Source organism: Desulfatiferula olefinivorans (assembly GCF_054657895.1).
The window spans coordinates 24353-39228 of record NZ_BAAHXV010000039.1 but is presented as its reverse complement, the minus strand read 5'-3'; the positions used below and the strand labels follow the sequence as shown (position 1 = coordinate 39228).

11 protein-coding genes are annotated in these 14876 nt (G+C 56.5%); 7 read left to right on the top strand and 4 right to left on the bottom strand.

Annotated features, from left to right (window positions below):
• Positions 1-58: 58 nt before the first annotated feature.
• Both ACYQ11_RS18975 and ACYQ11_RS18970 read right to left on the bottom strand, forming a co-directional pair.
• On the bottom strand, positions 59-4036 hold the full coding sequence (locus tag ACYQ11_RS18975) for a class I adenylate cyclase domain-containing protein (RefSeq protein WP_459925398.1): 3978 nt from the start codon (positions 4034-4036) through the stop codon (positions 59-61).
• 12 nt (positions 4037-4048) lie between these two features.
• The gene (locus ACYQ11_RS18970; RefSeq protein ID WP_459925397.1) at positions 4049-4342 is read right to left on the bottom strand and encodes a hypothetical protein; all 294 of its coding nucleotides are present in this window, start codon (positions 4340-4342) and stop codon (positions 4049-4051) included.
• 107 nt (positions 4343-4449) lie between these two features.
• On the opposite strand from ACYQ11_RS18970, the gene ACYQ11_RS18965 reads away from it, so the two are divergent.
• Together ACYQ11_RS18965 and ACYQ11_RS18960 are read left to right on the top strand one after the other, a co-directional pair.
• Positions 4450-6432, top strand: coding sequence for a ribonuclease catalytic domain-containing protein (locus tag ACYQ11_RS18965; protein ID WP_459925396.1), 1983 nt, complete (start codon positions 4450-4452; stop codon positions 6430-6432).
• A gap of 268 nt (positions 6433-6700) precedes the next feature.
• Complete coding sequence (locus tag ACYQ11_RS18960; RefSeq protein WP_459925395.1) at positions 6701-7576, top strand: DMT family transporter; 876 nt, start codon at positions 6701-6703, stop codon at positions 7574-7576.
• Between the two features lie 107 nt (positions 7577-7683).
• On the opposite strand, the gene ACYQ11_RS18955 is transcribed toward ACYQ11_RS18960, so the two are convergent.
• Together ACYQ11_RS18955 and ACYQ11_RS18950 are read right to left on the bottom strand one after the other, a co-directional pair.
• Complete coding sequence (locus ACYQ11_RS18955; RefSeq protein ID WP_459925394.1) at positions 7684-8289, bottom strand: hypothetical protein; 606 nt, start codon at positions 8287-8289, stop codon at positions 7684-7686.
• Between the two features lie 82 nt (positions 8290-8371).
• Complete coding sequence (locus ACYQ11_RS18950; protein ID WP_459925393.1) at positions 8372-8962, bottom strand: TetR/AcrR family transcriptional regulator; 591 nt, start codon at positions 8960-8962, stop codon at positions 8372-8374.
• Positions 8963-9167: 205 nt separating this feature from the next.
• Here ACYQ11_RS18950 and ACYQ11_RS18945 point away from each other — a divergent pair, with 205 nt between their 5' ends.
• The 5 genes from ACYQ11_RS18945 (at position 9168) to ACYQ11_RS18925 (ending at position 14735) form a co-directional block, all read left to right on the top strand.
• The gene (locus tag ACYQ11_RS18945; protein ID WP_459925392.1) at positions 9168-9683 is read left to right on the top strand and encodes a hypothetical protein; all 516 of its coding nucleotides are present in this window, start codon (positions 9168-9170) and stop codon (positions 9681-9683) included.
• Positions 9684-9860: 177 nt separating this feature from the next.
• A complete protein-coding gene (locus tag ACYQ11_RS18940) occupies positions 9861-10094 on the top strand; it encodes a type II toxin-antitoxin system Phd/YefM family antitoxin (RefSeq protein ID WP_459925391.1) in 234 nt (77 codons plus the stop codon).
• The gene (locus ACYQ11_RS18935; protein WP_459925390.1) at positions 10091-10462 is read left to right on the top strand and encodes a type II toxin-antitoxin system VapC family toxin; all 372 of its coding nucleotides are present in this window, start codon (positions 10091-10093) and stop codon (positions 10460-10462) included. Before ACYQ11_RS18940 ends, ACYQ11_RS18935 begins: the two co-directional genes overlap by 4 nt.
• A gap of 587 nt (positions 10463-11049) precedes the next feature.
• On the top strand, positions 11050-11697 hold the full coding sequence (locus ACYQ11_RS18930) for a TetR/AcrR family transcriptional regulator (protein ID WP_459925389.1): 648 nt from the start codon (positions 11050-11052) through the stop codon (positions 11695-11697).
• A 17-nt stretch (positions 11698-11714) separates the two neighbouring features.
• The gene (locus tag ACYQ11_RS18925; protein WP_459925388.1) at positions 11715-14735 is read left to right on the top strand and encodes a pyruvate formate lyase family protein; all 3021 of its coding nucleotides are present in this window, start codon (positions 11715-11717) and stop codon (positions 14733-14735) included.
• Positions 14736-14876: the final 141 nt, after the last annotated feature.

Here is a 14876-nt window from a genome sequence, read left to right as displayed (position 1 = left end):
ATGAACGACATGAGCCGGTCACACAGGAGGAGATGCCATACGTGCGATCGCCCTGGACTCACATCAGCTCCATGCCCGGCTTGCGGGACAGGCGGGGCATGTGGCCGCCCAAAGGGATGTTCCGGCAGGACAGGCCCAGATCCTTCTCGATCCAGTCCACGGCCTCGGCCGGGGTGGCCAGCCCCGACGGAATCGCGTAGGACCGGCAGAACATTTCCCCCCAGCTTGTCATGTACACGGCGGTGAACGCCAGCAGCCGGTCCGACTTCCGCTCCAGGGTGAAGTTGGCCACAATGAACAGCCGGGCCATGGTGAAGGTTTCCAGATAACGGGTCGGAGGAATGGCGTCGCCCTCTCCGAACACGAAAAAGGCGTTCATGTCCTTGAGAAGATCCTGGAAATCCTGGGCCGATACCGAACTGGGATTGGGCAGAATGGTAAACCGGGTGCCGGACTGGTAAATCCCGTTGTGGACCACCCAGGCGGCCACCTCCTCGATGTGCGTCACGTCCCTAAGCACGGCCCAGTCGTTACCCAGGGCCATGGCCTTCTTGTCGTAGTAAGGAAAGACGTCCCAGACCGGTTCGGTCCGCGGCGTCTTCCGGTAATACAGGAACAGCTGTTTGAACAGATTCCGGCCCCGGGCCACATGGGGCAGGGTTTTCACCTTGAAGGGATGGTCGGAGAACTGGACGAACATCTTGCGTCCCAGGATGGTCAGATCCTGGGCGGTGATCATGGTGTCCATGGCCGGAGAATGGTTGAGCGTGACGCTCAGGCGCTGGTAGGTCTCGATCATGAAGGCGTTGATCCGTCCGCTCAGCTCCAGCACCTTGTCATAGGTCCACTCGTCAAAGTGTCCCAGGTCATACAGACGGCTGCGATCCCAGCCGTAACGGGCCATGCATTCCTCGACCATCCGCCTGCGCATGGTGAACACGGACTGCTCCAGCTGCTTTTCCGAACGGACCGCCAGTTTCAGAAAAAAACACAGCTTGACCAGGCGGGCGATGTCATCCTGGCCCTTCTGCCGATAAAAATCAGTGATTTCATCGAACAGCAGGAGATAGGGGTCCTGGCGAAGCACATGGCGTTTGCCTGTGGCCCAGCGTCGTTTGAGCAGGTTGCACAGGAGCAGGCCCTTTTTCCCCTCCTCGATGTATTTTTCGAGCAGGGCCATTTTCATGACCGATTTGTACGGACTGGTCAGGCTTTTGAACAACTGCCACATGGACGCGCCGAAATACTCTCCGGCGGGGATGGCCCCCACGTTGCCCAGATCCAGATAGTCGTCGTGAAACCGGCAGGCAATGTTGTAAAGCAGCGTGTAGTAGCGGTTGTCGGTCCAGGCCGGCAGGACGTTCCAGAACGGAATCTTTCCGGCCACCAGAATCATGGTCCGGTAGAATTCCTCCTTGAGAATCATGCCCTGGGCCGAACCGGAGCTTTCGAAATCACTGCCGCCGAAGCGCCCTTCCCGCACGCTTTCGGGGTCCACCACAAAAAAATGAAGCTCGGTGCCGAAGCGCTGCCGGGCCCACCGTTCGATGGATTCCAGTTTCAGCTTCAACAGTTCGACGGCGTCCGGCCCCATGCGGTTCCGGTCCACGCAGACCCAGTAGTCCAGATCCGATTCTGCCGACTGGGCGATGGTGCCCACGCTGCCGATGGTGAACAACGCCTCGATGTGGCATTCTTTGCCCGGCAGAAGCAACAGCTTGTCGACCCGCAGGTACTTCCGGGCCAGACGCACGGTTTTCGGCGAGGGGGTGTAATTGCTGATGCCCGATGAGGCGTTCTTGAGCATCATGTTTTCCGTGAGATAGGAGTCCTCGCTTTTTTTCTCGATGGGGAGAATCCGCTGGGTCAGATGGATCAGGAGGGGCACCAGTTCGAACAGATCGGCCTGTTCGGCCCGGAAGGCGTCCAGGGCCCTCTCCCGCGCCTGTTCGTTGTGGCGGATGAAGACCTCCCGCTGCCGGTCCATCTCGTGGGTGAGGATCTGGATGTTCATCCACCGTGTATCCAGCAGTTTTTTCTCGAAAAACAGCGGGGGCATATTCAGCTCGTCCCAGGCCTCGGATCGCTCGTCCAGATTGGTCTGGTCCGACAGCAGAGCCTGGGCGAAGCAGGTCCCGGTAAAGGTGCAGAGCGTGGCCCGGGCCTGGTCAAAATCGGTGCGGAACACCGGACAGTAACTGAAGTCCGACAAGCCCATGCGGGCGCCGGTGAACGAGCACAAAGACAGATCGCTGCGCGAGAAATCACATTTGACAAAGGCGGCGCCTGTGAAGTAGCTGTTCTGGATTTCAGAAAAGTCCAGGCGCGTCTCGCTAAACACGGTCCCGTGGAACAGACATCGGTCCAGCCGGGACGATCCGGCCTCCACCCGGTCCAGCACGGCATGTTCAAAGTCACAGCCGTCCATGAGGACATGATTCATGGCGAGGTTGACCAGGGCGGCCCCCCGGAACAGGCAGGCGCTGATCTGGGCCGAGGACAGGTCGCAATTGATAAACACCGCGTCCCGCAAATCCAGATGGGCCATACGGATACCGGTCAGATCCAGCCCGCTGAACACCTCTCCCCTGAGATCGAGTTTTTTTTCGCCCTGATGGTCGGCGATCTGTTTGAGCAGCTTGTCCATGCGGGCGGGCGTTCCCTGTCCGGCAAGCCGGGCCTGGGCCGGGGGGGCGGGACTCAGCTCACGGAGCAGGGCCTTGCGCTCCTTGCGCCGGATAGCGTCGACCTGCTCGAACAGGGCCTCGGCGGCCTGACGGATGTCCTCATCGGGATCGGTCCGGTAATAACCGAACAGCACCTCGATTTTTTCCGGATTCTTCCGAACCAGCACCCGGGCCAGGGTGCGCCGGGCATCCGGGGCCTGGGTTTCGGGAAGTCGGTCAAGCACGCGTATCAGGGCGTCCCCGTTCATGGCGGACAGGCATTTGTACAGCCGCAGGCGCAAGGCCGGTCGGGCATCGATCAGGCCGCAGGCCAAAGAAACCAGATCCGGAGCCTCCAGGGCGACCAGGGTGGAAAAGGCCTTGAGCGCCACGGCTTCCATGGGATCGTCCAGAAGCTGTATGAGGGCGTTTTGGATATTCCCGTCACCTTCGGCGGCGCTCCGGGCGATCACGTCAAGAATGCCGAGACGCAGGGACTCCGGCTGGTCGGCGGACAGAAAGGGATACAGACGGCTGACCCGCCCAAAAGCCCCAGCGAACAGGGCGCCGTCGTAAACGGCTTCCTCACGGACCGACGACAGGCCCAGCCGGATCGCCTCTCCGGCCAGATCCAGCCGATCGACGAAATCGTAAAGCAGGCTTCCGGTACGGCCCAGGACCTCTGAAAGGCAGGGAGACGGGAGAGTCAACAGCCGGCGGATAAAGGCCGTGGCCGCGTCCTTGTCCGTGACGTCCCTGATCAAAAGACGGATCGAGGGCGCGTGACGCCTTCGTCCCGACACCTCGGAGAACAGATAGGGATAAACGAATCGAAGTTTAAGGACATCGGGAAAACGACGCAGGATATCGATCAGGACGTTGTGGGGCACCGTGTTGTTCAAAAAAAAGGCCCAGGCGAAACAAGGACCCCGGCCGTTGATCTCGAGCAGTACGGTCAGGTATTCCCGAAGCTCGTCCAGGGAAATGGTTTTCTGCATCTCGTCGTAGAGGGTCCGGGCAAAGGCCTCGGACATCACGGTCTTTTCCCGGCACAGGTCCGTCGGGTCCCCTTCGGTCACCGTGACCCGACGGGCCAGAAGCCTCAGGATGTCCTTGGACCGCTGGCGAACCGGGCGGGAAAGATCCTGAAGCCCGGCAATGACCAGCCGGACGCCCTCGTCGGGTTCCAGGTCCTCCAGATGGGCCAGCAGTTGAAGCTTGCGTTCGGACACACTGTTTTCAAAGGCCTCGGCAAACCCGTCGCAAAACGCCTGCCGGGACACGGCGGTCACCTGATCATCACGGCCCGCACCGCTTCCGAACAGGGAAAAGACACGTTCGCCCCCTTTGTCTCTGGTGATTTTTATCATCTAAACCGTTCGTCAGGGTGTGAGGTATATCAAGTCCAGGGGCCGTCCGTCCACCGTCAGGGCCAGACCGCCGTCGGGTCGGCAGGACAGGATGATCACGGCGTCGCTGTGACCGGCCAGTTCGCTGCAGTGATTCCTGAGCCCGGGAAAGTCAAGCTGTTCCAGTGCCGTTTTAAGACATTCAATTTCAGCTTCAAGCCGTTTGGCGTCGCCCTTGTGTCTGAAATAATCTGAAAGGGCTCGATTATAGCGCTTTTTCGTCTCGGTTGCAATACAATGGTGGGTCAGATCCAGTCGGATATCCATGGCGCCGCGTCCCCGGGGTTAAGGTTTTTTTGGCCATTCTAACAGGTCGGAACGCCGATGAAAAGGCCGTTTGACTTTACCTGGGGCCGCTGTTAACATAAGCGCCCATGAAACCGGGAACCATCGTCGAGTATATCGATCAACAACAAATCATCTGCGCCGCCGTGCTGGAGTTCAAGAACAACCGCCTGAAGCTTGTCAACGAAGAGGGCCGGGAACTCAACCAGTCCGCCGGACGGCTCCTGTCCGTCTCGGACACCGTTCTGCCCATCGACGGCGGCCGGGACGCACTCATTCCCTCCCTCCGGGAGACGGCCGCCCGGCGCAGAGCCCTGACCGACTCGCTGGATCTCACGTCCCTGTGGGAACTCATCAACGAGGAACAGGAGTGGATCGGCCTGAAAACCATGGCCGAATACTGCTTCCCCACCCCGGTATCCGACGATCAGCAATCGGCCGTGGTCCGCGCCCTGTTCGCCAACCGCCTGTACTTCAAATTCGACCATGACCGTTTTTTCCCCCACACGGCGGAACAGGTCGAGGCCATTTTGGCCCAGCAGGAAGAGGAACGTCGAAAAATTCGGATGATCGAAGAAGGGGGCGACTGGCTGAAAGCGTCGATCAACGACCCGACGCCCCGGCTTCCGGAATCTCTGGCCGAGCTGGCCGACATCCTTTGTTCCCATTACGTGTTCGACAAAGAAAGCCGTCACGCCGCCATGGCCAGGGCCATCCTGACCCGCGCCGGCATCGGTTCCATGTCGGCCGTCTTCCGCCTTCTGGTCCGCCTGGGCATTTTCGAGGAGAACGAAAACATCGACCTTCTGCGCATGGACATTCCCCAAACCTTTCCCGAGGACGTTCTGGCCCGCGCCCAGGTTCTTTCGGCCGGCGCCGATACCTTTGACGCATCCGGCCGGGAGGACTTTTCCCATGTGCCGGTGATCACCATCGACGGTCAGTCCACCACGGACTACGACGACGCCCTGAGCCTGGAGCGGATCGGTGATTCCTTCGTTCTGGGCATCCACATCAGCGACGTGGCCCATTTCATCAAACGGGACGATGCCGTCGACAAGCGGGCCCTGGCCCGCGGGGCCTCGATCTACATGGCCGACAACAAAATCCCCATGCTGCCCCCGGCCATTTCGGAGCACGCCGCCAGCCTGGTCCGGGGAGAACTCCGGCCCTGCATCTCCGTCCTGGTCACCCTCAACCGGTTTTTCGAAATCAAGGATTTCGACATCGTCGCCGGTCGCATCCGGGTCGACCGCCAGCTGACCTATTCGGAGGCCTCGGCCATGGCCGACAGTGATCCGGACATGGCCGTGATGGTCAACATCGCCCGGGCGTTCAGGGAAAGACGACTGCGCGCCGGAGGCACCCATATCACCCTGCCCGAGGTCAACGTGTTTCTCGACGACGCGGGCGAGGTCGTCGTTCACCGCATCGACCGGGAAAGCCCCTCGCGCATGATGGTGGCGGAACTGATGATCATGGCCAACTGGATGATGGCAAGCTTTCTCTCCCGGCACGGCCTGCCGGCCGTGTTCAGGGCCCAGAACGAACCCAAGGAACGCCTGTACCGGGGGGAAACCGATTCCCTGTACCTGAACGCCATGCAGCGTAAATTCGTCAGCCGGGCCGTCATCAGCCACAAGGCCGGGTTCCACGCCGGACTGGGTCTCGACGCCTATGTGACCGCCACCTCGCCGATCCGGCGCTATCCCGACCTGGTGACCCAGCGCCAGATCCGGGCGGCCCTGGGCCTTGAAACGCCCTACACGACCGCCGAAATCAGCCGGCTGTCCCAGATGCTCGATATGCCCATTGCCAACGTGGGAAAGATCCAGTTCAATCGCAAGAAATACTGGCTGCTCAAATACCTTGAAAAACACATCGGCGAGAAGACCCCGGGCCTGGTCCTGGATCGGAAACGCAACAGCTTCACCGTGCTTCTCACCGACATCATGCTGGAATACAACCTGCCTGCCTCCGGCCTCAAACTCAAACCCCAGGACACGATCACCCTGGTCATCCAGAGCGCCAACGCCAGAAAAGACTCCTTTTCCGTGTTCATGACCTACTGACCCCCGAGGCGGCCACTCTTCTGTTTTCAGGTCGGATCACAGTTGATGAACACCGAAAAAGACGCCCGACGGCTATGGAAAAAGGTCCATAGGCAAGGCATAGTGTTTGGCCAGGCGTGAAGGCATACATGTAGTATGTCGAACGTCTGGCCAAACACTATAACGCCGCATATGGGACTTTTTACGACGCCGTCAATAGTTGTTTTGTTTCCCATGAAAAGGTGATAAAACGCGCTGTTTTCCGAGGGACTGCCCGGGAGGGGCGAGCATGGGGTCAAACCGAGAAAAAATCATTCCAATCGTCAGTCTGGTATCGGCCATGCTCCTCTGGGGCGGGTCGTTCATCGCCCTTAAAATCGCCTTCCGGGCCTATGACCCCATGGTGGTCATCTGGGGACGCATGGTGGTGGCCTGCCTGTGTTTCGCTTTTTTCATCAAACGGTTCAAGGCCGTGCGTTACCGGCGCGGCGACTGGAAACTCATCGCCCTGATGGGCCTGTTCGAGCCCTGTCTGTATTTCCTCTTCGAGGCCCAGGCCATCGTCTACACCACGGCGTCCCAGGCCGGCATGATCACGGCCCTGCTCCCCCTTCTGGTGGCCGTCGCCGCCTTTCTCTTTCTTGGAGAAACCCTTCGCCTGCGCACCCTGGCGGGCTTCGCACTGGCCGTGACCGGGGCCGTTTTACTGAGTACATCCGGAGCCCCGGCCGAGAACGCCCCCAACCCGCCTTTGGGCAATTTTTTTGAATTCATGGCCATGGTGTCGGCCACGGGATACACCATTGTGATGAAAAAACTCAGCTACCGGTATTCGGCCCTGGTCATTACCGCCGTCCAGGCCCTGACCGGATCACTGTTCTTTTCCCTCTTCCTGTTCATGCCCTGGACCGTGCCGCCGTCGACCCTGGACGTCCAGGGTCTTCTGGCCATCGTTTACCTGGGAGCCGTGGTGACCATGGGGGCCTACTTCCTTTATAATTACGGCGTCAGCCAGATGCCGGCGAACCGGGCCGCGGCCTTCGTCAATCTCATTCCCGTGTTCACCGTGATGCTCGGCCGGCTGATCCTGGGCGAGGCCTTCACCCCGATTCAGTATCTTTCCTGTGCCGTCATCCTTTCCGGCGTCTTTCTCAGCCAGACCTGATCGGAGCAAACCCACTGACAATCCCCCCCCTCGACGGGATTATCAGCCTGAGTCTGGACGACTTCGCAATCCTTGATCTCGACCATTTTACGAAGCCGTCAACCTGCTCAGTAAGGCCAGCCCAGAATCCCCTTGCCGATGATGTTCATCACAACGGCCAGACCGTAAATGCATCCGATGGTGATCAGTTTGTTTTTGATGGTTTTCAGGTGAAGCACGAAAATCGCCGCACAGAAGAAATGGAAGTAGCCGATCAGAAAAATCAGGATCACCCCTTTGATCGACCGTTCCCAGAACACGTATTCCCAGACCAGGTGCCCGCCTTTGTTGAGAAGGCATTCCACAAACACGCAGAAGGCCGAATAGCCGACGGCCATGGCCCAATTTTCTGGAATCCCCAAAATCTTCACCTTTTTCCCGGGGGTCAGGGAATGGTAATAGATGATGCCCATGATGCTGAACATGAACATGATCTCGATGTTCCAGCCCACCATGGTCCGAAGGGCCGTGTCCCCCGGCGCCGTCCAGAAGGCCGATCGGCCGGACAGCACCATCACCCAGCTGTTCCAGGTTTCATTGACAAAATCCATCCCGAAAATGGTCAGCCCGGCAAACACGGCATCCCAGTTCCCGGAAAGTTTCGCCTCCTTGATTTCCCGGACATACACGTAAAAAACCAGGGCCAGCAAGGGAATCACGTACCATTTCAGCATGCTTAAGTCCCTTAACCCGTCCATGGCTCTGACTGTCGCTTCCGTCATCATTCTCCCCCTTTTTTTGTTGTTTGTTATTCACTCACTTCTTATCAGCCACAAGACCGCGAATGGTCAACTCCAGCGCCTCGCGAAACATGACGGCCGAGGAGCTTTGGTCAGATTTCACATAGCGCTTGATCAGAAACATGATGTACACGGAAAACAGATACTCGGTGATATGATCCACATCCATGGGGTAAAAGACCCCCTCGTTGACGCCCTGGGTCAAAATGGCCTTGAGCATGGTCATGGCACGCTCGTTGGCTTCCCGGAACCGGTCCTCGGCCGACGACAGGGTGAAGATCGACGGATCCTTAATCAGCACCTGCCGAAGCGTGGGGTTGTTTTCGATGTACGCCAGTGAGGCCAGAGCCATGGTCCGGAACCCGGCCACCCGGTCCGTCTCCCCGGCCACCGCCTCAGCCACACTTTCCTGCCAGCGTTTCAGGGCGTGAAGAATTGTCTTTTCATACAGATCACGTTTGTTCTTCACATAAAAATACAGGTTGCCCTTGGTCATGGACAAGCGTGCGGCCACATCGTCCACGGTGGTTTTTTTATACCCGTAGGCGGCAAACAGCGTAAGGGAGACCTCAAACAGGTCCCGGTATTTCTGTGATTTCTCGTTCATTATCCCTTCTGAACTTTTTAACGTTTTGTTCAATAATTTTGATTACCCGCCGGATGACGGTTTGTCAACGGTTTTTTCACCCTGCCCCCCCCTTGACACACCCCCACCAAAGGCATAAGGTGGTCCTTCTCAACAGACCCTCGACCTGTGCCGCCCTGGGCCGTGTTTTCCTTGAATCAGGCACGGTGTGGAAAGGGTCCCCACCATGAACACCCCACTGATCGACACCTGCGATTCTCAGTTCATCAAACGCCATCTGGGAGATTTTCTCCAGCGGTTCTGTCTCTGCTGCTCGATCGAGGGGCAGTGCGGCGAATACGGTATTCTTGACCGGTCCTGCGACCGGAAGATTTCATCGGACCTGGTTCTCTCCCTCAACACCTTCGCCCGGCAGATCCACGTCACCCGGTTCTATCCCGAACTCAACCGGGAAACCGGGCCAAAATACATGTCCGCCACCTGCTTTTACCTGTTGATCCATCATTTCGGGCAATTGTTCGATCTGGATCAGAGCTATCGGATCTATCTGGAAACACGCTGCGAGGTGTATCACGACTTTTACGAGAAACTCGGGGATTTTGACCTGACCGTCAAAAAAAAGGGGCTGGGCAGCGGCCACCTGGACATCTGGGGACACTACATTCCCGCCGCGCTGCCCACGCTGTCGGTCTGCCGCTGTACATGCCCCTGGCCCTGCGCCCGGGATGGATGGCATTCTTAAAAAGGAGAGATGATAATCCCCGGCCGCTTCGGGCTTACCATCTCTCGTGCGGGAGGTGATGTTTTTCCATTGCGGGCGGTGGGGTATTTTATAAAGATGCGATAAAATTCGTTTTGACCAACAGGCCCCCCTCAGTTATCATAGGGCCATCAGCAATACAAAAAAGGAGGCCGCTTTATGATCGTCAATGTTTCAAAAGCAAAAACCAATCTATCCGAACTCGTTGACAGGGTTTGCCTGGGTGAAACGGTCATTATTTCAAAAAACGACCTTCCCCTTGTTGAACTGGTCGCTTACAAGCCAAAAAAACTCAGAAAACTTGGTCTTCTGAAAGGACAAATCACCATTCCGGATGATTTCAATGAGGAATCCTCCGAGATAAACGCCCTGTTTTACGGTGATGAATCATGAAAATCCTCGTGGACACACACATCTTTTTATGGATGCTTTCAACCCCGGAAAAATTGACCGAAAAAAGGCAATATGCGATTAACTCGCCTGACAATGACATTTTTCTGAGCGCCCTAAGTATCGCCGAATTGATGATCAAGCAATCCATTGGGAAAATTACCATTTCATTCAATCCGTTAAAAATGGCACTGGAAACAGGGCTGGATATCCTCGATTTTTCAGGACAAAATGCGATCACGTTAGGCAGCTTGCCCCTGCACCATAAAGATCCTTTTGACAGAATGCTAATCGCACAGGCCATTGACCATGGCCTGGCCCTGATGAGTGATGATGAAAAGATAAAGCATTACCCATGCAATATCATCTGAAAACCTCTCACATGATCAGAGATGATAATCACCGGCCGCTTCAGGTAGATCATCTCTCGTATGGGAGGTGATGTTTTTCCATTGCGAGCGGTGTCGCGTTTTATAAGGATAATGGGCATTTGGTGGGCACAGCCCACCCTACGACAGGCGGTCGCATGGGCGAAGGCCGTCGTTATTCGGGCAAAACTCTGGCCGAGAAAACACCCGCCCATGCGCAAACCCATCGTCGTCGTGGGCTGCTTGTCGCAACGGAGCCTTGGCGAAGATGGACGCCCACCGATCTGGCCCTCATCCTAACAAAAGGCTTCGGCCCCCGCCCATGGTCTCGTTTCCTCCCATTCCCGCTTTTTTGATGTTTGGGTGAATTCCTATAAAAAACGATGTGCCGTCCACTGTCCATGATATATTTCACTCCAATGAAAAAAATGTCTCCTGTCGGGTCGGGGAGGTATTTTGCCGTCGGGTACAGGTGGGGGACGGGGGGACGTTTTTTGTTTCGGACGGTGAGGCGTTCTATAAAGGCATTGACTTATTAATTTAACAACGTTAAATTAACGATGTTAAATTAAAATTCAGAGGACCGAACCTTGCCGAAAACAACCCGAAATCATGAAGAAATTCTGGCCGTCAAAGAAAAAATACTGGATGCCGCATTGGACATTCTTTTTGAATCGGGCTTCCAGGTCCTGAGCATGCGGAAAATCGCCACCCGGGTGAAGATGACGGCCGCCAATCTGTATAATTATTTTTCCAGCAAAGATGAAATCTATCTGGCCATTCAGACCCGGGGGTTTGACCTGCTGTACCAGCGATTTGAAGAAATCGATCGGGTCAGCGCCGATCCCCTGGAAAAGATACGCCGGATGATCCGTGCCTATATCGATTTTGGTATCCATTGCCCGGATCATTATGAAATCATGTTTACTCGGAACACACCCAAATACAGCGATTATGTGGGAACACACCTTGAGCCGCCCGCAACGATAGAAAAAAAGGCGGCGCTGAAGGTTGCTGAAACAGCGACCAAAGCCCTTCTGGAACTTCAAGCGAAAAACAGCCGGTCGGATGTCCGGGATACGGATTTTCTGATCATTCAACTATGGACCACCCTCCACGGCCTGGTTTCGCTGCTGAACAGTCGGGTCCTTCAGGAAGTTGAGTCGAATACGGCTGCCGTCATTGATAAACTGTCCGAAAAACTGCTGATGATGATTTCCGGCCAACGGGCCGGCTGAACCACAGGGAGGTACCCATGGGAATACGTGCGCCGCGCCATCGAGCCCTTGACCCGCTGGCCCCGAAGTCGACCGGACAGCGGTCATCACCCCTGAACCGAATCACCCATGTCGCGCTGCGGTTGGTGGCCTTTCAGTTCAATGTCAAGCCCTCCCTCCGAAAATACCTGAAAGGGAAGGACGGCTGGATCAACTTCTCCGTGGGTTTCCGGTCCGAGGCCCCGCACGTCGCGCAGACCATCATCTTTCATGACGGCCGGGTCCGGGTTCAGGGTTCCATCCGGAAGAACGTTGATGTCACCATGGTCTTCATGGACGGACGTGCATTGAAAGACATGGCTTTGAGCACGCCCAACGAAATGCTCAACCTGATCTTGAAAAACCGACTGGTGCTGGACGGGAACCTTTCGTGCCTTCAGGTGTTCAACTTCTATCTGTCCCTGCTTCTGGGGAAAGTCCATCGGCGGATGCTCAGGCGATCCCACCGGCATGACATCAAACAGCGGAACATCACCTATGGCGGCGGCAGCGCCCGGCCTCAGGACATCCCGTCACACGAAAGGATGTGCGCCCGTTCAGATGCCGATCCGGCGGTCATGTGTCTTTCCGATCCGTATCTTAGCGAATATACGATAAACGACTTTCCCCGGCTGAAATCCTTCTTTGACGTTCACTTTGATTCCCGACCGGAAATATGCGCCGAACGCCCCCGCATCCTGACCGACTGGTACCGCGAGCACGGCTATGAATTCAACGGTCAGGGGGAGCCATGGTTCCCGGAAACCCGTCAGGCGTTGGCGTTTCGGCATCTGATGAAACACAAGAAACCCGTCATCCGAAAAGACGACCTTCTTGCCGGGACCACCACATCAAAACCGGCCGGTGTGACGGTTTTCCCCGACGGTCAGGGCAATATGATATGGGGAGAACTCCACTCTCTCGAGCAGAGAATACTCATGCCCTTTTCCTGTTCACGGGAAACATCGGAAACCCTCCACCGGGAGGTCTTCCCATTCTGGATGCATCGAAATTTCAAGGAGTATGTCCGCAGCCATTTTCATTATCCCCTCTGCCAGAAACTCGATGAGCGCTTCGTCGCTTACTTTGTCTGGAAGTCGGTGGGCATCAGTCACACCATACCCAACCTGAAACGGGTTCTGGACAAAGGGATTAACGGCATCATAAGCGACATCCGGAGCCGGTTGTCGGACACGGTTCTTCAACCAGTTCAAAGGCAGACGCTTCTGGCCATGATTCAGACCCTGGAAGGGGTGACGGCCTATGCGAACAATCTGTCAGGTGAAGCCCTTCGTCAGGAACAGCAGGAACGAGACCCGAAACGGAAGGAAGAATTGCGGCATCTGGCGGAAATCTGCCGAAACGTGCCGGGGAATCCTGCGGAAAGCCTGGATGAGGCGGTCAACGCCATCTGGATTGTCTGGGTTGCCCTGCATATGGAAAATGCGAACACCGGCCTGTCCCTTGGCCGACTGGATCAATGGTTGCAGCCGTATTTCCTGAAAGACATGGAAAAACAGGCCACGGAGACGGACAGAAAAAGCTATATCCGGCATGCCATCGAGCTGATCGGATGCCTGATCATGCGGCTGACCGACCATGTTCCGCTTCTGCCGGATATCGCCAACTATCTGTTCGGCGGTGCCGCCTCAACCCAGGCCATCACCCTGGGAGGGATTACACCGGAAGGCGGGGACGGGGTCAATGACATGACCTATATTTTTCTCAAGGCCGTTGAACTTCTGCCTGTTCGGGACACCAACATCAATGCCCGGTACCACGTTGAAAAAAACAGCGACACCTATTTGAAACGGCTCTGCGAAGTCAATATCATCACCTCCGCCACACCGATCATGCAGAGCGATAGCGCCATGATCAAGGCGCTGGCAAACCAGGGATACGCCCCGGAGGAAATCAACGACTGGGCGGCCACGGGCTGTGTCGAGCCTACGATTCAGGGCAGGCATTTCGGACACACCGGCGCGATTCTGATGAACCTGGTAGCGGCCCTGGAAATGGCCTTGAACAACGGCAGCCATCCTTTGTTGCAGTGGAAGGTCGGCCCGGAAACAGGCCGCATCGAAAACGGTGATTTTTCAAAGTTTGAAGACTTTTTCCAGGCGTGGCAGACCCAGCAGCAGTTTCTCATCGATCAGGCGGTTGAGCTCAACGCCATGCTGGCCAGGGCCCACCAGGCACTCAGACCGACCCCTCTTCTGAGCGCCCTTATCGACGGATGCCTTGAATCGGGACGGGATCTGGTGCACGGCGGGGCACAGCACAACAGCTCCGGGACATCCAATATCGGCCTTGTCGATGTCACGGACTCCATGATGGTCATCAAAAAGCTGGTGTTCGATGAAAAAAAAGTCACCTTCGCCGAGCTCAAAAAAGCCCTGGATTCGGATTTCATCACCAATCCCGGCCTCCATGCCATGGTCCGGAACCGGGTACCGCTGTTCGGCTCAGGACATCCTGAAGCCCTTGCCATGTGCCGTCGGATCACGGCGAGCATCCATGGCTGCTGGAGCAGGCACCGGAACATCCGGGGGGGAAACTATACGGTGGGTTTCTGGTCCATGTCCCAGCATGTGGCCTATGGTTCCCTGTCCGGCACCCTGCCTTCCGGAAGGCCGGCCGGCAAAGCCTTCACTCCCGGACTCACCCCAAGCCCCCGGGCATCCAGAAATTTTCTGGACAATCTCACCGCCGTTTCCGGGCTGGATCCAAAACACATGACCAACAACATCGCCTTTAACGTCAAACTGACGCCCAAACCGGATGACGGCCGGGAAAAAACCGTGGACAACATGCACGCCTATGTCAAAACCTATTTTCAACAGGGCGGCATGCAGATGCAATTCAATGTCGTCACCTCGGAAATGCTGAAGGATGCCATGGTTCATCCCGACAGCTACCGAAACCTGATGGTCAGAATCTCCGGCTACAATGCCTATTTTATCGAACTGAACAAAGACATACAGATTGAACTGATCGAGCGTGCCGAGTACGGATTATAACTCCCTGCGCCCGGCCTGAGGACGCGTTGACGTTTTCAGAGCGTATGGTGGGGGAATACGGGGGATATCGTTCCGAAGGTTGGGGGAGGGGTGTCGTATTTTATATGGCCGTTGACCCGTTAAATGGTTTTGCAATGGGGT